The organism is Planococcus donghaensis (genome assembly GCF_001687665.2).
GTDB classification, from domain to species: domain Bacteria; phylum Bacillota; class Bacilli; order Bacillales_A; family Planococcaceae; genus Planococcus; species Planococcus donghaensis.
The window spans coordinates 2,041,385-2,063,517 of record NZ_CP016543.2; the positions used below are offsets into that span (position 1 = coordinate 2,041,385).

Below are 22,133 nucleotides of genomic sequence, written 5' to 3' on the forward strand. Positions count from 1 at the left end.
CTACTTAAAAGTTAAAGCCGTCTCCAAACATATTCCCTTGAGATTTTTCATCCATAAATGTATTTTTCTCTAATACTTCATAAGTAATCTCTTCATCTGGGTGGTGACGCAATTCAATAATGTAATCAAAATCATCAATGCTGTATTCGGATTGCTCTACAAACTTGTCTGGGTGCTCTACTACTTTAATCGTTGGCATACGCATCATTTCACGGACTAATTGCATATGTCGTTCATCAGATGAACGCCGAGTAACAATACCATCCAAAATAAAGATGTTATTGCCGTTATGCTCATCGCCCATTAACTGGTTACGTACAGTTTGCTTAATCATTGTAGAAGATAAGAAAATCCACTTTTTATTTGCACTTACGCTGGCAGCGACAATCGATTCTGTTTTTCCAACACGCGGCATTCCTCTTAATCCGACCAACTTATGACCTTCTTGTTTGAAAATTTCTGCCATGAAATCCACAAGCAAGCCTAATTCGTCTCTTACAAAGCGGAAAGTTTTTCGGTCATCGGCGTCTCGTTGGATATACCTGCCGTGGCGTACTGCCAAAATATCCCGCAGTTTTGGCTCCCGGAACTTCGTCACAGCAATCGTTTCAATAGTGGATAAAATTTGTTCAAAACGCTCTAGTTGAACATCATGTTCTGCACGCAATAGCATACCGCGACGACCTTGATCGACGCCATTAATAGTAACGATATTTACCCGTAACATTCCCAAAAGAGAAGCGATATCGCCAAGAAGACCGGGACGGTTGACTTGGATTTCGTATTCAAAATACCATTCTTTCATGCAATATCCGACCTTTCTCTAATACAAGCTGTCTAAAAGGGATTCTAGTTAATATGATAGCTGATTTGCCGCTCACGTGAAAGAGGCATTTACTTAGAGAAAAAGCGATTACATCAACCATCCACCATTTATACGCAGTGTCTGACCAGTCATATAATCTGCTTTTCCCCCGATTAGGAAATCCACAGCATCTGCGATGTCTTGAGGAGTTCCAAGTCCGAGTGGAATATCTTCTTCAATTTCTCGTATCTCTTCTGATGAAAAACCGGCATTCATTTTTGTTTGAATAAAGCCAGGCGAAACAGCATTCACGCGCGTTCCGGATGGTGCCATTTCTTTTGCATAAGCTTTCACAAATGCTAACTGCGAACCTTTAACAGCTGAATACATTGTTTCCATAGATGCGCCTATCTCTCCCCAAATAGAAGAAACAAAAACGACATAAGACTTGTCGTGACGATGAAAAAATGAAGAAAGAGTCCGAATTACGGAAATCGGATTTTTTACATGTACACGCCATAAATCTTCCATCTCTTGTTCTGTTGTATCAATTAACATCTTCATTAGCGATTGCCCACTAGCAACAACAATGCCCGATGCATCATACACATTGGTTGCAAGCTGTTGTACTCCACTTTCGTGGGCAAAGTCTGCTTGAATGGGGATAAACTCCTGTGAAGGATAATTTTTCACAAGCTCTTGTGCTAGCGCTGCTGTCGAGTTGGTGTTCCAATGCAAATACAATGACCAACCACTGTCTGCTAATTGCCGTGCAATGCTTTCACCAATTTCACCAGATGCTCCGAGCAGGACAACAAACCGTTTCACTGCTCGTCCTTTTTCGAGGGCATAATGGTAAATACAGATTGCTGAGATTCGTGACTGACCAATGAAAATGCATTTTGCAAATCAACAACCTCTAACTCCTCTAATACTGGAACCACGTCAAACAAGTTCATTTCATTAAATGCATAATTGGTGAATTGGTTTGCAATGTATTCTGGAGAGTTTAACGCTCTAAGGAAGAAGCCAATTTTTTTACGGCGAACACGATCAAGATCTTCCTGTCCAAATGGCCATTTTTCAATTGCATTTTGAAGCGTATGTTTGATTTCTTTTATTAAAATCTCAGGCTTGTGCGTATCAGATCCGACTAAAGCGTAACCAAATCCTTGTTCTAACGAGTAGTCGAACGAATACGACTCATCAATCCAATCGTTTTCGTAGGCATGATGGTAAAAATCAGAAGTCCGTCCAAACAACAATTCATAAGCAAGTTGAGCCGCTAGCTCATGCTTAAGCATGTCAGGACCAATTAAATCGAGTTTTTCAGGTTTAATCCCGTAAAACACTTTTGGTTTTTGAACGCTCATTTCTAATACACGTTCTTTTATCGCTACTTCTTTTGGCTCTTCTGGATAAATACGTGTAATTTCTGTAGGCTCTTCAAACGATCTTTGTGCTTGGTCTTCTTTTACTAACGCCATCATTTGATCAGGATCTACATTTCCTACGATAAATAACACCATATTTGAAGGATGGTAAAACGTGTTGTAACACGTATACAGATGGTCAGCCGTAATATCTTGAATCGATTCTACTGTACCTGCAATATCGATTTTTACGGGATGATTTTTGTACATATTTTCAATGATTCCAAAATACAAACGCCAATCTGGTTGATCGTCATACATCGTAATCTCCTGTGCGATAATGCCTTTTTCTTTTTCCACAGTCTTTTCTGTAAAATAAGGTGTTTGCACAAAATTCAGTAAGGTTTTAACGTTTTTATCTATTTCTCCTGTAGCTGAAAACAAATAAGCTGTCCGGGTAAACGAGGTAAAAGCATTGGCTGAAGCACCTTGTTTACTAAACTCTTGAAAGACGTCTCCTTCTTCTTTTTCAAACATTTTGTGTTCTAAAAAGTGAGCGATGCCATCTGGAACTTTGATTGGCTCTTTCCCACCTTGTGGAACAAAATGGTTATCAATAGAACCGTACTTTGTCGTGAACGTTGCAAACGTTTTTGAAAAGCCCTTTTTCGGTAAAATATAAACGGTTAAGCCATTATCTAGCTTTTCATGAAATAGTGTTTCTTCTAATTGTTCAAATTCTACTTTATGCATTTGTTTCATCCTCCTTGCCGGATAGGAAGTAAGTCATTTCTAACGACAATTCCTTAGCAACTAACGCGATATCTTCTTTCGTCACATTCTTCCATTTATTAATCATATACTCAGGTTCGAAACGCTCGGTCAACTCCATGTATTGATCATAAATGTCGATTTGTCCACGCGCCGAGTCTAGAGCTTCTTTCAACTGATTGATCAACAATGCTTTTGTTTGATCGAGTTCAATATCTGATATATTCCCTTTTTTCACTTCTTCTAATTGTTCTAAAACTAAAGTCACCGCTTTTTCTTCTAACTTAGAATCAATACCTGCGAGAACGAACATCAACCCAAACTGCGAAGCAAAAGAACTTGAGACGTAATAAGCCATGCTTTCTTTTTCACGAATATTTACAAATAATTTGGAATGAGCATAGCCACCAAAAACGCCGTTCATCAGCTGCATGATTGGAAATTTCTCATCGCGGAATGTAATCGGCGTAAAAAATGCCATATGTAATTTCCCTTGTTTCATGTCTTCGAATTCAAGAACACGTGATTGCTCTGGTTTTACCAATTCCATTGGGGGCACTGCAATCGCTTTTTCCCGATCTTTAAAATGGAAAAATTCACGAATATACGAAGCGATCATTTCAGGTTTCACATCGCCTACCGCATAAATTTCAATTTCATTTTGAGAAATCATTTCGTTGTATTCAGCTACCAATTGCTCGTTTGTAACGCTTTCCACAACTTCAATTGTGCCATTTGATGTAATAGAAGCTGGATGGTTCGGTAAAGCCAGCTCCATCATGCGTTGCTGCGCATAACGTGTTTTTTCGTCAAATACAGATTCAATACGCTGCACAATAGAATGCTTTTCACGTGTAAATATAGATTGTTTAAACAACCCATTTTCAAAATTCGGTTTAAACAAGACGATATACATTAAGTTTAGTACTTTTTCTAACACACCTTTTTCAGAAAGGTATTGATCGTTGACTGTTTCAACATTTAGCGTAACCACGTGCTCATTTCCACGCTTTGATGAATCTATGTAAAGAGAAGTACCATATAAATCATCAAGCACCATACGAAGTGCTGTATGTGATGGATAAACCTCGTTACTATGTTGCAAGACATTCGCCAAAATCGAACGAGCCGACGCCTTTTCTTTCGTTAATTTATCTTTGAATTTAATTGAAAAATTTATCGTTTTAAATTGTGTGGTCTCATTGACATGCACATTTACGCCTTTAGCAATATTAATCGTTTCAAACATGTAGAATCCCCTCTCGTCGTTCATGTTCTAACTATACCGAACCTTTTCCGTTAATTGCAAATAAAGAAAAGCAAAGGTGCCCGTTTTAGTCCCGACAAGCGCTGGAGGACTTGTTGCTAATGGCGCTCTTTGCCATTATCCGCAAGTCCGAAGCGACCTCGAGGGACTGGGCACCGGAGCTAGACAATAGAAAAGCGAAAGCGGCCGTTTAGATTCGATGGGCATAAGATGACCTGGCGAAGTGGCGTTCTTTGCCACACAGTCAGGACATCTTATGCCCCGAGAATCTGACCGCTTGAGCTGGATCATAAAGAAAAGCGCAGGTGCCCGTTTTAGTCCCGACAAGAAATGAAAAGAGCCGTCGCAATCGACGGCTCTTTTGAAAATCTTATCGCTGACCTTTGATGTATGGTTTTCCGATTGCTAGTGGTGCATGAGCGCGACCGATAAAACCAGCAAGTGCTAAAATTGTTAACACATATGGCAAAATCAACAGGAAAACGTTTGGAATTTCTGAAATATACGGAATAGATGATCCGACAATACTCAGTGACTGGGCAAACCCGAAGAATAAGGCTGCTCCCATTGCACCAAGCGGATGCCATTTCCCAAAAATCATAGCAGCCAATGCCATAAAGCCTTGACCATTGATTGTGGCATGACCAAAATCATTGGTAATGGTCTGTGCGTAAATCGCGCCACCAATACCGGCTAAACCACCAGAAATCATAACAGCGATATAACGCATTCTCGTTACATTAATCCCCATAGTATCAGCAGCCATTGGGTGTTCCCCGACAGCGCGTAAACGAAGACCAAATGGAGTCTTGTAAATAACGAACCAGGCTAATACAGCAATACCGATTGCAAAGAACGAGGTATTGTAAACTGATTTAAATAGCAATGGCCCGATAACTGGAATATCAGATAAGAACGGAACATTGTAACGCGAGAAACGTTCAGTGATGAAATCCGTTTGTCCTTTATCAAAAATTCGTTTTACCAAGTAAATCGATAGTGCAGCTGCTAATAAGTTTATAGCTACTCCGGAAACTACTTGATCTGCACGGAATGTAATAGAAGCTACAGCATGCAATAAGGATAGGAGCAGCGCTGCAAACATCGCTGCAATTAGTGCAACCCAAGGTGTAGCCGATCCAAACGTATCAGCATACAATAAGTTGAACAAGATTCCAACAAAAGCACCAATGACCATTAATCCTTCGAGACCAATGTTAATAACACCAGATCTTTCTGAGAAGACACCGCCAATTGCGACTAAAATAAGTGGTGCAGCATAAAAGATCGCTGAAGGAACGATGAAATATAATACTTCAAGGAAACTCATATTACTTCGCCTCCTTCTTCTTAGCTGATGCACGGAGCAACAGCAAGCGAATGATGTAGCCCGAAGCTACAAAGAAGATAATAACTGCGATAACAATTTCAACAATTTCAATTGGAATACCCGCAGCATTTGGCATATTTAATGCCCCGTACTTTAATGAACCAAACAAAGTAGCCCCAAATATTACACCCAGTGGCGTGTTCATACCTAGTAAGGCAACTGCAATTCCATCAAAACCAATCCCGGTAAATCCACCTTTAGAAGATACATACTCAAAAGTTCCAAGTGCTTCCATCGCACCACCAAGACCGGCAAATGCACCAGAAATGACCATTGCTAAAATGATGTTTTTATTGACGTTCATCCCTGCGTACTGAGAGGCATTTTGGTTAAACCCAACCGCTTTTAACTCAAATCCAAGCGTGGTTTTTTCTAAAATAACCCACATCACACCGACCATCACCAAGGCAATAATAATCCCAAAATGCAGTCGTGAAAATTCGGTTAAGTTTTGCAAAAACTCAGAACGTAGTGAAGCACTTGCATATATATTGCCCGTGCGATCTCCACCGTCAGAAACCGTGCGGATTAATGCATTGGTTACGTGTAACGCAACATAGTTCATCATAATCGTTACGATTACTTCGTGTACACGGAATTTAGCTTTTAAAAGACCCGGTACGTAGCCCCATAATGCTCCAGCTACAGCTGCAGCCAAAATTGCTAATGGCAAGTGAATAATTTTCGGTAATTCTACAGCCACGCCAACGTAAGCTGCAGCAAACCAACCCACAATTAATTGTCCTTCAACACCAATATTGAATAGCCCTGAGCGGAAGGCAAAAGCTACCGCAAGACCAGCTAATAAATAAGGCGTGATTTGGCGAATGGTTTCACCGATAGTATATAAGTCTCCAAAAATTCCGTTCCAAAGAGCAGCATAGCCTTTTAATGGGTCATAGCCGCTGACCAGCATAATAACAGCGCCGACCAACAATCCTAAAATAACGGAAATGATGGGGACCAAAAGATTGGTCGCTCTATTCGACATGCTGATCCTCACCTTTCTTAGTTAAATCCTGTGTTTTTTTCTGATCAGTATGTCCTGCCATCAACAAGCCTAGCTCTTGCTCGGTCGTTGTTTCAGGCGTTACAATATCCACAATTTCTCCATCATGAATAACGGCAATGCGATCTGAAACGTTCATAACTTCGTCTAATTCAAAAGAAATCAATAATACAGCTTTTCCTTTATCGCGCTGTTCAATTAATCGACTATGAATAAATTCAATCGCCCCAACGTCTAATCCCCTAGTTGGTAAAGCCGCAATCAATAAATCGGGATCTCGGTCAACTTCTCGTCCAATAATCGCTTTTTGTTGATTACCACCAGATAACGAACGTGCTAACTCTGAAGGTCCTTGTGTGCGAACATCAAAGTCTTTAATAATTTGCAAAGCTTTTTCATTGATTTTGTTGTAATCAATAATACCTGATTTAGAGATTGGCTTTGAGTAGTATGTTTGAAGCGAAATATTATGACCAATTGGGAAATCGAGTACCAATCCATGCTTATGTCTATCTTGAGGAATATGACCAACACCCGACTCTGTTACTTTGCGTGGTTTCATGTTGGTAATATTTTTCCCATTAATTGAAATGGTTCCACTCTTTACTTTTCGAAGTCCTGTAATCGCTTCGATTAATTCAGATTGTCCGTTTCCATCAATTCCTGCAATTCCGACAATTTCGCCTTTACGAACATTCAAATTCAAGTGTTTTACTTTTTCAATGCCACGATAATCAAGGACAACTAAATCTTTAATATCTAAAATTTCTTCTCCTGGGAAAGACTCCCCTTTTACCGTAGTAAATTCTACTTGACGCCCAACCATTAAAGATGCAAGGTCGTTAGGATTGGTTTCAGACGTAATAACCGTTCCAATTCCTTGTCCTTTACGAATAACAGTTACACGGTCAGATACATCCATAATTTCTTTTAGTTTATGCGTAATTAAAATAATGGATTTTCCTTCAGCAATTAATCGTTTCATAATTTGAATCAATTCGACAATTTCTTGTGGCGTTAATGAAGCAGTTGGTTCATCAAAGATTAAAATTTCTGCTCCGCGATACAAAGTTTTCAATATCTCTACTCGCTGTTGCATACCTACTGATATGTCTTGAATAATAGCATTTGGATCAACATTTAAGCCGTATTGTTCAGACAAAGCCTGTACTTTTTTAGCAGCGTCTTTTTTATTGGTTACACCGTATTTTGTTGGTTCGGTTCCTAAAATGATGTTTTCTGTAACTGAAAAGTTTTCAACTAACATAAAATGTTGGTGAACCATTCCAATTCCAAGGTCATTCGCTATATTTGGATTAGCGATATCTACTTTTTTACCACGGACTCGGATTTCTCCGCCTTCAGGCTGATATAAACCGAACAATACGTTCATTAATGTCGATTTTCCAGCTCCGTTTTCCCCTAGTAATGCGTGAATTTCTCCCTTTTTCAGTTGCAGCGTAATATTGTCATTCGCGACAAATGTACCGAACTCTTTACGGATATTCAGCATTTCGATTACATACTCCACTGTTGTCACTCCCTCAAGACTGCTAACTTTTTTAAAAAATTAATTAATACAGGAAAGGCTTCCGTTTCTAAAAACCTTTCATCTATTAATTTCTACCTTGTAGACAAAAAAAATCATAAAGACCGGTAAAACCGGTCTTTATGATGACCGTCTAAAAATTTCTATTACTGTACAGTTTCAGGAACTTCAATGTCGCCATTGATAACTTGTTGTTTAAAGTCTTCAATTTTCGCCATTACGTCTTCTGGAATTGCTCCACGTGAATCAGCCAAATCAACGCCATCATCAGACAAACCGTAAGTAACTGTTTCGCCACCTGGGAATTCATCTGCCATAGCTTGTTCAGAAATATTGATTACAGCTGTATCTACGCGCTTCAATACTGAAGTTAAAGTAACGTTAGCGTCACCTGTTTGACCTTCATCGTATTGATCCGAATCCACACCGATAACCCAAATGTTTGCTTCTGGATTTGACTCTTTACGTTCTTTAGCTTCAGTGAAGACACCGTTACCAGTACCACCAGCTGCGTGGAAAATGATATCTGCTCCTGCAGAGTACATACGGTTCGCAGTTGTTTTACCTAATTCCGCTTTATCAAAAGCACCTGTGTATTGAACATCAACTTCAACTGATTCGTCTACAGCTGCAACTCCTGCAAGGAATCCTGCTTCAAAACGCTCAATTACTGGAATTTCCATTCCACCAACAAAACCAATTTTCTTCGTTTCAGACATTAAAGCCGCTGCTACACCCGCAAGGAATGCACCTTCTTGTTCTTTAAAAAGAACACTTGCAACGTTTGGAGCATCAACTACAGCATCAATGATTGCAATTTGCGCTTCAGGCTGTTGTTCAGCGATTTCTGCTACAGCACCTTCCATCAAGAAACCAATACCGAATACAACATTAAAGTCGCGACGGATCAAGTTGTTCAAGTTGGTGTTGTAATCTGCATCTGATGCAGATTGAAGATAGTCATAGCCGCCATCGCCTTTTTCAAGACCATTGTCTTTACCAAATTGCTGAAGACCTTCCCAAGCAGATTGGTTAAAGGATTTATCATCTACCCCACCAACATCTGTAACCATAGCTACTGAAAAGTCAGAAGCTTCTCCGCCTTCTCCTCCGCCAGTTTCACCGTTTGAAGTATCTTCGTCGCTACCGCATCCAGCAAGCATAGTTCCAGCAGCAAGCATTAATGATAAACCTAGACCAAATTTACGTTTTGTCAATGTAATAACCCCCAAGGTTTTTTTGATATTAGCAGGAATTTGATGTTTTACATACGTTTGCGAACCACATGAAAGCTGAATTTATCAGCTCTAAAGTAATTCTTTGAATAAAGCACCAAACGATCGTCTTCATCGTAATGGAGCTGTTTTAAAACAAGTAATGCAGTTTCCGGTTCACACTCCAGGATTGGCGAAGCATCATCATGATAACCAGTCGGATCAATAAATGTCACCGCATAGGAGATATGAATGTCTCCAGATTCTTCAATCGCTTTAAAAATGGAACTTTCTTTGCGTTTTAAAAAATCTGTAGGCAAATACGCGGAAGGAACCTTGTCGACACAATAAACTACAGGGTCGCTGTTTGCCGTACGAACGCGTTCAATAGTAATTATGGTATCATCGCCAGTGCAATGAAAGCGTTTTATATCCTCTTCAGAAGAAAGGCCCTCTGACGTGCTTAAGTAGATAGCACCGGGTTCCATTCCTGCCTGGCGGATCATATCGGATACACTTGTTAATTGTTCAATACCTGATGAAAACAATGGTTTTGAATTGACAAATGTCCCAACTCCGTGGCGTCTGACGATAATATTATCTTCTTCCAACAACCGAAGTGCTTCTCGTAAAGTAGCTCGGCTGACTCCAAGTGTTTTCGATAATTCGAATTCGGACGGCAACTTCTCTTTTTCTTTGTAGACGCCCGCAGCAATATCCTGTTTCATTCGATCGATCACTTGAAGGTACAATGCACGATGATCCGATTTGATTGTCATACGATTCACCACCCATGACAGAGATCAGACATCTGATGTAAAACATTCCTACTAATCAAAATTACTATAACACTTATTAGAAACGAAATAAATAGTAATTTGTCGAATTCAGCGAATTTTCGGTTCTCGAATAAATAAAAGAGTGATTAATTTATCACAAGTAACTTCAAATTCCTCAATAATCTTCCTGCTTTGGAACTAGTACTGTTCTTGGCTTACTGCCTTCATACGGTCCCACGACGCCACGTTGTTCCATTTGATCAATAATTCTTGCCGCGCGTGAGTACCCTACGCGAAAGCGACGTTGCAACATTGAAACGGAGGCTGTTTGCATTTCTGTAACTAATTGCACAGCTTCATCGTAAATTTCATCCGTTTCTTCGTCTATTTTCGTATCGTCAATTTCACTTGGAATCATGTCTTCTTGATATTGTGCTTTTTGTTGTTCGATTACAAAATCGACAATTTTTTCGACTTCTGAATCTGACAAAAACGCACCTTGAACACGCACTGGTTTTGATTGACCCGCGCCTAAAAACAACATGTCTCCTCGACCAAGTAGTTTTTCGGCTCCGCCCATGTCTAGAATTGTGCGAGAATCAATCGATGATGATACGGCAAAAGCAATTCGAGACGGAATATTCGCTTTGATGACCCCAGTGATGACGTTTACACTTGGCCGTTGTGTCGCAATAATCAAGTGAATTCCTGCCGCACGTGCCATCTGAGCTAGACGTGTGATCGCATCTTCTACTTCGTTTGAAGCAACCATCATTAAATCAGCCAACTCATCGACAATGACAACGATAAATGGTAACTTTGGATGCTTATCTTCGTTTTCTTCATTGAAAACCCGAACATATTCGTTATATCCTTCAATATTTCGTGTGCCGGTATGCGAGAAGAGCTCGTATCTTCTTTCCATTTCCGAAACAATTTTCTTTAATGCTTGTGCTGCTTTACGTGGATCGGTAACTACTGGTGCTAAAAGGTGTGGAATGCCGTTATAAACGTTTAACTCGACCATTTTCGGGTCAATCATCATCATTTTCACTTCATGCGGTTTAGCACGCATTATAATGCTTGTGATGATGCCGTTAATACATACCGATTTCCCACTCCCTGTTGAACCTGCCACTAAAAGGTGTGGCATTTTGTTTAATTGGGTCATAACAGCTTGGCCCGTAACATCTCTGCCAAGTGCAAATAATAGTTTAGCATCGGGTTGGTTGTTTTCTTCCGACTCCAATACTTCACGTAAGCTAACAATTGAAACTTCCGAGTTTGGTACTTCAATACCGATTGCTGATTTTCCTGGAATCGGTGCTTCGATACGAATATCACGCGCTGCTAGAGCTAAAGCTAGATCGTCATGCAAACTAACAATCTTACTTACTTTGACACCTGTGTCTGGCAACACTTCGTATTTTGTCACGGCAGGACCTAAATGAACTTGCGTTACTTTCGCTCTTACTCCAAAACTTTGGAACGTTTTCTCAAGTTTTTTAGCATTTTTTTGAATACCGGAATATTCTCCACTTTGATCGTGATGTGGCGGTAAAGTTAGTAAACTCATAGGAGGCAATTGGTATTCTTCATTCTCCAACTCTTCAGCAGTCGACAACAATTGGACTTCTCCCGTTTCTTGGGGTTCGTCTTGAGCAACTTCTGGAGGAGCTGTTTGTTTTGGTTTAACATTTTCGGTAAATGCCGAAATAATCGGCGCTTCTTGTTTAGGCTCGTATAAAAGATCCTCTTCTTGGTCGTCATCTTCATCGTAAGATAAGGATTCATTGATTTCCAAAACTTGTTCAGGTTCTGATTTTTTACGAGAAGTACGTGTTTTTTTCGGCTTGCTTTGCTTAAAACGACTCATTAATGAATCGATAGCCGGACGCATACTTGGTATTTTTTCAGCGATAAACGGTGCGGCTGCTTTTCCTGTTAAAATAATCGCGCCAATTGATAACAAAATGAGAGCTACAATCCATGTGCCTGCCGTGTCAAAAAGAACGTGCAATAGCGCATATAGTAAAGCTCCTAAAATTCCGCCGCCGGTAGCCAAGTAACTATTCCAAATAGTGCCCGTCATTTTAGTAGTGCGGATAGTTTCAGCAATTACGTTTGACGAGGTGATCGGTAATATACTGTTCGCCGCCCATATTAAATGACAAATAAGCAAAATACCGACTAACACTAATGCGGATCCAAACACGACTTTCATTCTCGGTTTTGGCCACTGTCTTTTCACCATGACAAATATTGCGACAAAAACGAGTGAAATAGGGATTAAGAAAGCCATATATCCAGCTAAATATTCCGCTATATTGTAAAACATTTTTCCAATAACGCCGAGCTGAAACGTCATTAACACCGCAATTCCTAACATTATTAATCCGATGACTTCATATGCAATCATTGGCATGGGCTGTCTTTTTTTGTTTTTCGGCTTTGGTTTTGCTTTTGCTTTTGTTCTTGCTCTCGCTTGTGATTTTTTCTTCGCGGTTTCACGAGCCCTATTCATACCTATCCCTCACTTCTTCCGTAATCGAAAAAGGATTTCCTCCGATAAAATCGGTATGGAAATCCTTTTACTTTTTTCTTAGTATTCCATAATAATTGGGATAATCATTGGACGACGTTTTGTTTGTTGGAACAAATAAGAATTCAATGTATCGCGAATTTCTTGTTTAATGTTATTCCACTCGAACGCGTCTCTCGTCACGTATTTTTCAACGACTTTGCGAACTAGACGTGTCGATTCTTCCATGAGTTCCTCGGATTCACGCACATACACAAAACCACGTGAAATCATTTCCGGACCCGATGCGATTTTCTTCTCTTTGCGGTTTAAGGTAACAACGACGATGAAAATTCCATCTTGTGATAGTAATTTACGATCGCGAAGTACAATATTTCCAACATCGCCAATGCCAATACCATCAATTAATACATTGCCGGCTGTCACACGCCCGCTCATGCGAACTTTGCCACCTTTATATTCTACGATATCGCCTTTGTCTGCGATAAAAATTTCAGACTTGTTCAAGCCAACTTGCTGGGCTAATTTAGAATGCGCAATAAGCATTTTGTATTCGCCTTGAATTGGGATGAAATACTTTGGCTTCATCATGTTCAGCATCATTTTTAAATCTTCTTGACTACCGTGACCAGAAACGTGAACTTTTTTACTTGAAGTCAACACGTTCGCTCCAGCTTTCGCCAATTTGTTCATTGTTTGGAACATTGGAACTTCCATACCGGGTGATGGTGTGAATGTGATTAATACTGTGTCTGTTGGTTTGATCTTAACGTCTTTATGTTGCTTACGAACCATTTTATCTAGTGCTTCAAGCGGTTCACCTTGGTTACCTGTAACAATGATCACAACTTCGTCGTCGCGGTAATTTTCCAAGTCCTTTAATGAAATAACCGTATCTTCATCGACAGTCAAATACCCAAGTCTTAAACCGACTTCGTAACTGCTCTCAAGACTTCTACCTGCTACTGCAACTTTTTTACCTGTAGCTGCCGCAATATCAAATACCTGCTGGATGCGGATAAAATTTGATGAATACAATGATACAAGTACACGACCTTCTGCTGCTAAAAATGCAGACAAAATATGGTCAGCAACAACAATTTCCGATGTTGTATAACCAGGACGCTCTGCTTCTGTTGAATCTGACAATAGCATCAAGACGCCGTCTTCTCCTAATTTCGCCATTTTGGCAATATCAGGCTTATAGCTGCCTTTAGCTGACTGATCAAATTTAAATTCCCCCGTATGCACAATAGCGCCTTCTGATGTGTGGAAGACAATGCCTAATGCATCAGGAATACTGTGAGTTGTATGGAAAAAAGTTACATGTGTTTTATCAAAGTTCATGCGGCTTTTGTTCGTTACCTCAAAAAACTTCACATGTTTTAAAGAACCTTGTTCTTTAATATGTTCTTTTGCCAATGCGATTGTTAATTTCGATCCATAAACAGGCACTTGGATTTTTTTCAATAAGTAAGCGATTGACCCAATCGCATCTTCATGTCCGTGTGTTAAGAAAACACCTTTTACACGATCTTTGTTTTCTACTAAGAAAGTCATATCCGGAATAACGATATCAACGCCAAGCATTTCATCTTCCGGGAACATTAATCCGCTGTCTACAACAAACAGATCTTCGTCAATTTCAACTACATACATCGCTTTGCCGATTTCGCCGACGCCGCCTAAAGGGATAACTCTTATTACTTCGTTTTTAATTTTACTCAATTTATTTCCTCCTAAAATTCACCCGTACACATCCATAGAATTCATTATACGGGAATCACCGGAAACAGTCCAAAGAAAAAAATAAACCGGCTCATTGGCCGGTCATTTTTAACGCCTATTGTTCGGGATTAAATAATATTTTCCTCGATTAACGCTTCAGCGATTTGTACGGAATTCAAAGCTGCGCCTTTAACCAAATTATCCGAAACGACCCAAAGGTGGAAACCGTTCGGGTTATCTAAGTCTTGACGAATACGTCCAACAAACACTTCATCTAAACCAGCCGTCATTAATGGCATCGGATAAACTTGATTTGATGGATCGTCCATTAGTTCAACACCGGGTGCATTTGTCATTGCTTGTTTCACTTGGTCAACTGTTGCTTCTTTTTCTAGTTCTACATAGACCGATTCTGAATGCCCTGTGACTACCGGCAAGCGTACACAAGTAGCTGCTACTGCTAAAGAATCGTCATGCATTATTTTTTTTGTTTCGTTGATCATTTTCATTTCTTCAAACGTGTAACCATTGGCTGTGAATTGATCAATTTGTGGAACCACATTAAAAGCAATCGGGTAATGATGTTCAGCTGATTTAACTGGCAACACTTTTGCCTCTGCATCTTTTGCATTATCAAAGTCAGCAGCTTGCGCTTTTAATTCATTGATTGCATCAATTCCAGCACCAGACACCGCTTGATAAGTTGAAACGACAACTTTGCTCATCCCGTACAACTCTTTTAATGGTTGTAACGCACAAACCATTTGAATCGTAGAACAGTTTGGATTGGCAATAATTCCTTTGTGTAAACGAAGATCCTCTTTGTTTACTTCAGGCACAACAAGCGGTACTTCTTTATCCATACGGAATGCACTCGTATTATCAATAACAATTGCGCCTCGTTTAACAGCTTCTGGTGCAAACTTCTCTGATACACTGCCCCCAGCGCTAAACAACGCGATATCGATGCCTTCAAATGATTCTGGCTTTGCTTCTTGGACTGTATACGTTTTGCCATTGAATTCAATTTCTTTTCCAGCAGAACGACTAGAAGACAAAAAGACGATATCTTTTATCGGAAAATTACGTTTTTCCAATTGCTCTTTCATTTGCTGACCAACTGCTCCTGTTGCTCCCATAATTGCCACATTGTATGTTTTCAAACTATTCGCTCCCTCAATAATGATTTGAGTTATTGTAACATAATTTAGTCTGCTAAAGGAATAGAAAACACAAAAAAGCTTCCTTAAACTAAGGAAGCTCAGACTGTAGACAAAAGAATAGTTACTCATTTTTTTATGCATATGGGATTCGCAGCACCTAGTGGACGCTTTCCGCGGACTCCGCGCTGAGCCCATGGAAAGCGAAGTGGCCAGCCCAGGTGAAGATTATACATCACTATTCAGTTTAACAAGACTTTGTTTACAGTCTGAAGCCCCCTTAAACTAAGGAAGCTGCTTTCGGTCGAATTATAGAAATAGCTGGTGTTTCTACTAGAATTTCTAATAGTTCCATTACTTTTTCGAGTGAAACTTGATCGATTTGTGTTAATACTTCTTCGTAAGACTGGTGTTTCCCCAGTAGCAATTCGTGTCTGCCGTTGCGACTCATGCGTGCGCTCGTACTTTCAAGTCCGAGCATTAAACTGCCTTTTAACTGCTCTTTAGAATCTGTAATTTCCTGCTCAGTGATGCCACCATTTTTGAGTTCTTTTAGTAAACTTAATATGACTTGTTGCATTTCGGCCATTTGCTCATCTGAAGTTCCTCCGTAAATCGCCAACGTTCCATGGTCGGAATATGCTGAATGATAAGAGAAAATAGAATAAGCTAAACCGCGTTGTTCTCTAATTTCTTGGAACAACCTCGAAGACATAGAGCCGCCAATAATATTATTTAACACAGTAATGTTATAAATATCTGGATCGTTTAAAGACAAGCCCGGATAACCAAGACATAAATGACCTTGTTCCGTTTCTTTATTTTTTAAAGAATAGCCAGAAGTGAAATTAGGAAGCTCGTATTTTTTAGGACTTTCTTCTTTTTCAAAATTCCCAAATAACACTTCAATCTTCTCTAATAACGCTGGCGTGATATTTCCTGCTACTGATACGACCGTATTCGCTGGTGTATAGTGGCGGTCCATATAATCACGAATTTTCTCTGGTGTAAATTTCGCTAATGTTTCAGCAGTTCCAAGTATCGGTGCACCAATGGAATTTCGCGGGTACATTACACGCCAAAGTTGCTCATGAACATCATCATCAGGCATGTCTTCCGTCATGCTAATTTCCTCAAGAATGACTTGGCGCTCTTTATCAAATTCTTCTGGGTCCATTTGTGAGTTGAAGAACATATCTGCTAACACTGTTACTGCGTGCTCTGCATGGTGATCTAATACTTTGGCATAGTAGCATGTATACTCTTTTGACGTATAAGCGTTTATATCGCCGCCAATACGATCAAATTCACGAGCGATTTCTTTAGCTGTTCTTGAATCTGTTCCTTTAAACAGCATATGTTCGATAAAATGGGTAATGCCATTTTCTTCTGGCAATTCGTCTCGTGAGCCATTATTCACAAAGACTCCCATTGCGACAGAATGAAAATATGGGATATGTTCGGAAACAATGCGCAATCCATTTTTGCAAGTCTTTGTAGTTACCATGTGCATGTTCCTCCTCATAGTAAAAAATTGCCGACAATGTCGGCAATTTTTGTATGGTTAACTTTATTCTTGATTTTGTTTTTCTGCTGCTTCTTTTTGCTCTTTTAAAACAACTTTACGTGATAAGTTTACACGGCCTTGACGGTCAATTTCAATTACTTTGACTTGGATGATTTGATCCATCTTCAAGACATCTTCGACTTCTTTTGTCCGTTCTTCTTGGATTTCAGAAATATGAAGAAGCCCGTCTTTTCCAGGGAACAATTCAACAAATGCCCCAAACTTCTCAATGCGTTTTACTTTGCCTTCGTAATATTCGCCGACTTTAGCCTCGCGAACAATGTTTTCAATCATTGCTTTCGCTTTTGCGTTCATTTCTTCATCAACAGAAGATATGAAGATGGTACCATCTTGTTCAGTATCAATTTTAACGCCAGTTTCATCAATGATTTTGTTGATCACTTTACCACCAGGTCCGATAACGTCGCGGATCTTGTCTGGGTTGATCTTCACCATGATGATTTTCGGAGCGTATTTAGAAAGAGTAGTTCTCGGTTCAGCAATTGTTGCCAACATTGATTCTAAAATGTGGATACGTCCAATTTGAGCTTGCGTCAACGCTTCTTCTAAAATTTCACGAGAAAGACCGTCAATCTTAATGTCCATTTGAAGAGCTGTAATGCCTTTTGCAGTACCGGCTACTTTAAAGTCCATATCGCCAAGATGATCTTCCATTCCTTGAATATCAGACAATACCGTATAGTTGTCGCCTTTTTTCACTAGACCCATTGCAATACCTGCAACTGGAGCTGTAAGTGGTACACCTGCATCCATCATCGCAAGTGTTGACGCACAAATACTTGCTTGCGAAGTAGAACCGTTCGATTCAAGTACTTCTGCAACAAGACGAATTGTATATGGGAAATCTTTTTCGTTTGGAATAACTGCTTCTAATGCGCGCTCACCAAGTGCCCCGTGACCGATTTCGCGGCGACCTGGTCCACGAAGGAATCCAGTTTCACCAACCGAGAACAACGGGAAGTTGTAATGGTGCATAAAGCGTTTTGTATCTTCAATACCAAGACCGTCGATGATTTGAACATCACCTAATGCGCCTAGCGTACAAATACTCATCGCTTGCGTTTGTCCACGCGTAAATAGACCAGAACCATGTGTACGGTTCAAAATGCCAACTTCAGAAGATAATGGACGGATTTCAGAAGGTCCACGGCCATCCGGACGGATTTTTTCGTCTGTGATTAAACGACGAACTTCATCTTTCACCATTTTATCTAAAATTTGACCTGCTTGTTTTTTAACAGCATCGTCAGATTCTTCGTAAGCTGCCATTGCGCGTGCTTTAACTTCGTCAATTGCTTCGTTGCGCGCTTGTTTTTCGTTAATTTGAACTGCTGCGTTTAAATCAGCTTCAACAGCTTCTTTAAGAGATGAAGTCAATTCTGCATCCAATTCATATAATTGAATGTCCGATTTTGCTTTGCCCACTTCTTCAGCAATTTGTTCTTGGAAAGCGATCAATTTCTTAATCTCTTCATGACCGAACATAATTGCTTCTAAAATGACTTCTTCAGAAACTTCTTTTGCTCCCGCTTCAACCATATTAATCGCATCTTTTGTTCCAGCTACGATTAAGTTGATTGAGCTTTGCTCAAGCTGATCGTTTGTTGGGTTAATAATATACTGACCGTCGATCAATCCAACGATTACGCCAGCAATTGGTCCGCCAAAAGGAATATCTGAAATCATTAATGCTAATGAAGATCCAAACATTGCAGCCATTTCTGATGGGCAATCTTGGTCAACAGACATAACCATTGAAATCACTTGAACTTCATTACGGAAACCATCTGGGAATAATGGACGGATAGGACGATCGATTAAACGACTTGTTAATGTCGCTTTTTCAGATGGACGCCCTTCACGTTTAATAAATCCGCCTGGAATTTTACCAACTGCGTAAAGACGTTCTTCGTAGTTTACAGTTAACGGGAAGAAATCTAGTGGTTTTGGCGTTTTTGATGCTGTTGCAGTTGATAAGACTGCTGTATCACCGTAACGGATTAATGCAGCCCCGTTTGCTTGTTTTGCCAATTGGCCAACCTCTACTTGTAATTCGCGGCCTGCCCAATCCAATGTGTAGACTTTTTTTGTTTGCTCCATAATATCGAGCTCCTCTCTATTACCGTGTATCTATATACTATATGTATCCAATAGTAGTGTATCAAAAAAGCATCCAGTATGCGATGCGATAGTTTAAAGTTTTATCCATAAAGAAAAAGCGGGACGAATCCCGCTTTTACTGTTTACTATTAACGGCGTAGGCCAAGTCTTGCGATTAACTCGCGGTAGCGAGCTACTTCGTTTTCACGTAAGTATTTTAGCAAGTTACGACGGCGTCCAACCATTTTGAATAGACCACGACGTGAGTGATGATCTTTTTTGTGAGTACGTAAGTGCTCATTCAAGTTGTTGATGTCTTCTGTAAGAATAGCGATTTGAATCTCTGCAGACCCAGTATCAGTGTCGTGCACTTTGTATTCGCTAATCAATTCATTTTTGCGTTCTTGTGTGATTGCCATACTGTTTCCACCTCCTAATTTCTGATATCCCCAATTACCGAGCAAACGTTGGTGATTCGATTTGCCAAGCAACGGTTTGTACTTTTAGTACTCATAAATAATAGCATACGGCATTTTTAAAATCAACTGCACGGGTCAATTTGTACGACTGAAAATTTGTTCGGCGGTTATTTTATCACGTTGAATTTGCGCTTTCAGTTCGTCAATTCCTGAAAATTTTTGTTCATCGCGAATGCGATCATGCCATTCGACTTCTACCATTTCTCCGTATATCGATTTATCAAACTCAAGAATATGAACTTCAATTACTTGTTTTTTGACATCCGGATTATTAAATGTTGGTTTATAGCCAATATTGCAGACGCCGTTATACACGTTGCCTTGCACGCGAATCTTCACAGCATATACACCTCTACTCGGCACAACTGCACCAAGTTCAGGTTCAATATTAGCTGTTGGAAATCCGATTGTCCGCCCTCGCTTATCACCATTGACAACCGTACCTAAAACGCGGAAAGGTCTCCCAAGCAATTGACACACTTCCCCAGTTTCTCCTTGCTTTAACAATTCACGAATACGAGTTGAGCTAACTTTTTCGTCGCCTTCTTCTAACTTTTCAGCGATCGTAACGCCATAACGACCTTCACTCATCTGTTTCATCAATTCCATATCGCCTTTTCCTTTGCATCCAAATGAAAAGTCAAAACCAGCTGTAACGTGTTTTGCATTGAGACCGGTGATAAAATAGTTGATAAAATCTTCAGGGGTCAACTTCGCAAACTCCGAAGTAAATCGAATGATAAAGCAGTAATCCACATTCATATCTGCCAGAATATCCATTTTTTGCTGCATAGGAGTTATGTAGAAAACTTCTTCTTTTCTTCCTCCAAGCACAAGTGACGGATGCGGATCAAAAGTCATAACAGCGGATTTAATGCCTTGTTGTTTAGCTTGTTTAATCGCTTCTCCAATAACGCGCTGGTGGCCTTTATGTACCCCATCAAAAAAACCAAGCGCCAAAGATAAGGGGCCCGTCTCGCTATCGGGTTTTACGTGATGCGGATACGTTAAATGAATAATTTCCATACTACACCTCGTTTGCTGTCGGAAAACCGAACATTTTTTCAGGTTTCATCTTGTCCGCTTTTTCAGGATGATCTTTATAAAGTGCTACAGGCTGTCCTTTATACGTCAACACAACAAATCCCATTTGGTCGAGTATAGAATGCCTTTCTAGTACTTGTCCATTTTTCACAGCAAAAACTTGTTTGGACTCAATTTCCATGAAAGGAAATAAACTCAATCCATAACTTAGCGGTTTCAAAACATCACCGATATGTCCATTTTGAGCAAGTTCAGCTACTTCGGCAAGTGTTACGCAATCCTTTTGGCTAAATTTTCCCGATTCAGTCCGCGTTAGTCTAGACATATGTGCAGGATAACCTAGAGCTTCTCCAATTTGCACAGCTAGTGTACGAATATAAGTTCCTTTTCCGCAACGTATGCGAATATTGAATTTGATTTGTTGACCTGCCCACTCGCTATCGTTATTCATCAATTCGATTGAGTCGATTCGGACTGTTCGCTCTGGTCGCTCAACAGGAATTCCTTGACGCGCATATTCGTACAATTTTTTACCATTTACTTTAACTGCCGAATACATAGGAGGAATTTGCTTAATATTCCCTGTTAATTGCAGCAATACAGCCTCTAATTGATTGCGGGTGATGACTTTTTCTGATAAATCTGTATCTACTGTTTCACCAGTCGCATCTTCTGTTTCAGTCGAATAACCAATTGTCACTTCCGCTTCATAAGTCTTTCCTTGGTCGGTAATATACTCCGCTACTTTCGTTGTGTTCCCGATACATATTGGCAATACGCCGTCTACTTCAGGATCTAAAGTGCCTGTATGTCCTACTTTTTTTGTTTGCAAAATCTTTCTTAACTTAAACACGCAATCGTGTGATGTCATTCCTTTTTCTTTCCATAACGGTAAAATTCCGTTTAACGCCATCTCATTTTAACCCCTTTGCTTGATACAAAAAAAACCCGCTATCTATTATAGACAGCGGGCTTTGTTTTAATCTTCTTTTGGTTCTTGAATATCACGCAATAATGTATCAATCCGATTGCCATATGCAACCGATGAATCGATTTCAAAAGACAGTTCTGGAGTTTTACGAAGACGGATTCGTTGTCCAATTTCAGAACGGATAAATCCTTTTGACTTCGTTAACCCAAGCAATGTCTGTTCTTTTGCATGGTCTTCGCCTAATACGCTGATATATACAGTTGCTTGCTGGAGATCTCCTGTAACTTCAACATCTGTTACAGTGACAAATCCGATACGTGGATCTTTCAGTTTTCGACTGATGATATCGCTAAGCTCTTTTTTCATCTGCTCAGCTACACGATTCGCGCGCATTGTCATTGATA

Annotated in this window: 18 protein-coding genes; all 18 read right to left on the bottom strand. The window is 39.9% G+C overall.

Annotation, left to right across the window (positions count from 1 at the left end; genetic code table 11):
- Positions 1–4: 4 nt before the first annotated feature.
- A complete protein-coding gene (locus BCM40_RS10300) occupies positions 5–805 on the bottom strand; it encodes a YmfK family protein (protein WP_065525995.1) in 801 nt (266 codons plus the stop codon).
- Positions 806–913: 108 nt separating this feature from the next.
- Positions 914–1,633: an elongation factor P 5-aminopentanone reductase gene (ymfI, locus tag BCM40_RS10305; protein ID WP_065525994.1), complete on the bottom strand. Its 720-nt coding sequence runs from the start codon at positions 1,631–1,633 to the stop codon at positions 914–916.
- The gene (yfmH, locus tag BCM40_RS10310) at positions 1,630–2,931 is read right to left on the bottom strand and encodes an EF-P 5-aminopentanol modification-associated protein YfmH (protein ID WP_065525993.1); all 1,302 of its coding nucleotides are present in this window, start codon (positions 2,929–2,931) and stop codon (positions 1,630–1,632) included. Before yfmH ends, ymfI begins: the two co-directional genes overlap by 4 nt.
- Positions 2,924–4,198 carry an EF-P 5-aminopentanol modification-associated protein YfmF gene (gene yfmF / locus BCM40_RS10315; RefSeq protein ID WP_065525992.1) on the bottom strand — a complete coding sequence of 425 codons (1,275 nt, stop codon included), beginning with the start codon at positions 4,196–4,198 and terminating at the stop codon, positions 2,924–2,926. The genes yfmH and yfmF overlap by 8 nt, the downstream gene beginning before the upstream one ends.
- A 388-nt stretch (positions 4,199–4,586) precedes the next feature.
- On the bottom strand, positions 4,587–5,546 hold the full coding sequence (locus tag BCM40_RS10320) for an ABC transporter permease (protein WP_065525991.1): 960 nt from the start codon (positions 5,544–5,546) through the stop codon (positions 4,587–4,589).
- Position 5,547: 1 nt separating this feature from the next.
- A complete protein-coding gene (locus tag BCM40_RS10325) occupies positions 5,548–6,597 on the bottom strand; it encodes an ABC transporter permease (RefSeq protein WP_065525990.1) in 1,050 nt (349 codons plus the stop codon).
- Entirely contained in the window at positions 6,587–8,146 is a 1,560-nt protein-coding gene (locus BCM40_RS10330; protein WP_065525989.1) for an ABC transporter ATP-binding protein, read from the bottom strand. The genes BCM40_RS10325 and BCM40_RS10330 overlap by 11 nt, the downstream gene beginning before the upstream one ends.
- A gap of 164 nt (positions 8,147–8,310) precedes the next feature.
- Positions 8,311–9,381 (bottom strand): BMP family lipoprotein, encoded by a 1,071-nt coding sequence (locus BCM40_RS10335; RefSeq protein WP_065525988.1) that lies wholly within the window; start codon positions 9,379–9,381, stop codon positions 8,311–8,313.
- A 47-nt stretch (positions 9,382–9,428) separates the two neighbouring features.
- A complete protein-coding gene (locus BCM40_RS10340; protein ID WP_065525987.1) occupies positions 9,429–10,157 on the bottom strand; it encodes a GntR family transcriptional regulator in 729 nt (242 codons plus the stop codon).
- A gap of 175 nt (positions 10,158–10,332) precedes the next feature.
- Complete coding sequence (locus BCM40_RS10345) at positions 10,333–12,681, bottom strand: FtsK/SpoIIIE family DNA translocase (protein ID WP_065525986.1); 2,349 nt, start codon at positions 12,679–12,681, stop codon at positions 10,333–10,335.
- A 78-nt stretch (positions 12,682–12,759) separates the two neighbouring features.
- Positions 12,760–14,427: a ribonuclease J gene (locus tag BCM40_RS10350; RefSeq protein WP_065525985.1), complete on the bottom strand. Its 1,668-nt coding sequence runs from the start codon at positions 14,425–14,427 to the stop codon at positions 12,760–12,762.
- 128 nt (positions 14,428–14,555) lie between these two features.
- Positions 14,556–15,566 carry an aspartate-semialdehyde dehydrogenase gene (locus BCM40_RS10355; protein ID WP_065527688.1) on the bottom strand — a complete coding sequence of 337 codons (1,011 nt, stop codon included), beginning with the start codon at positions 15,564–15,566 and terminating at the stop codon, positions 14,556–14,558.
- 301 nt (positions 15,567–15,867) lie between these two features.
- Positions 15,868–17,094, bottom strand: a complete 1,227-nt coding sequence (locus BCM40_RS10360) for a M16 family metallopeptidase (RefSeq protein ID WP_065525984.1) — start codon at positions 17,092–17,094, stop codon at positions 15,868–15,870.
- A 63-nt stretch (positions 17,095–17,157) separates the two neighbouring features.
- Entirely contained in the window at positions 17,158–19,275 is a 2,118-nt protein-coding gene (gene pnp, locus BCM40_RS10365; protein ID WP_065525983.1) for a polyribonucleotide nucleotidyltransferase, read from the bottom strand.
- A gap of 149 nt (positions 19,276–19,424) precedes the next feature.
- Positions 19,425–19,694: a 30S ribosomal protein S15 gene (rpsO, locus tag BCM40_RS10370; RefSeq protein ID WP_008430885.1), complete on the bottom strand. Its 270-nt coding sequence runs from the start codon at positions 19,692–19,694 to the stop codon at positions 19,425–19,427.
- Positions 19,695–19,829: 135 nt separating this feature from the next.
- The gene (ribF, locus tag BCM40_RS10375) at positions 19,830–20,780 is read right to left on the bottom strand and encodes a riboflavin biosynthesis protein RibF (protein ID WP_065525982.1); all 951 of its coding nucleotides are present in this window, start codon (positions 20,778–20,780) and stop codon (positions 19,830–19,832) included.
- 1 nt (position 20,781) lies between these two features.
- On the bottom strand, positions 20,782–21,711 hold the full coding sequence (truB, locus tag BCM40_RS10380; RefSeq protein WP_065525981.1) for a tRNA pseudouridine(55) synthase TruB: 930 nt from the start codon (positions 21,709–21,711) through the stop codon (positions 20,782–20,784).
- A 66-nt stretch (positions 21,712–21,777) separates the two neighbouring features.
- Positions 21,778–22,128 (bottom strand): 30S ribosome-binding factor RbfA, encoded by a 351-nt coding sequence (rbfA, locus tag BCM40_RS10385; protein ID WP_008430880.1) that lies wholly within the window; start codon positions 22,126–22,128, stop codon positions 21,778–21,780.
- Positions 22,129–22,133: the final 5 nt, after the last annotated feature.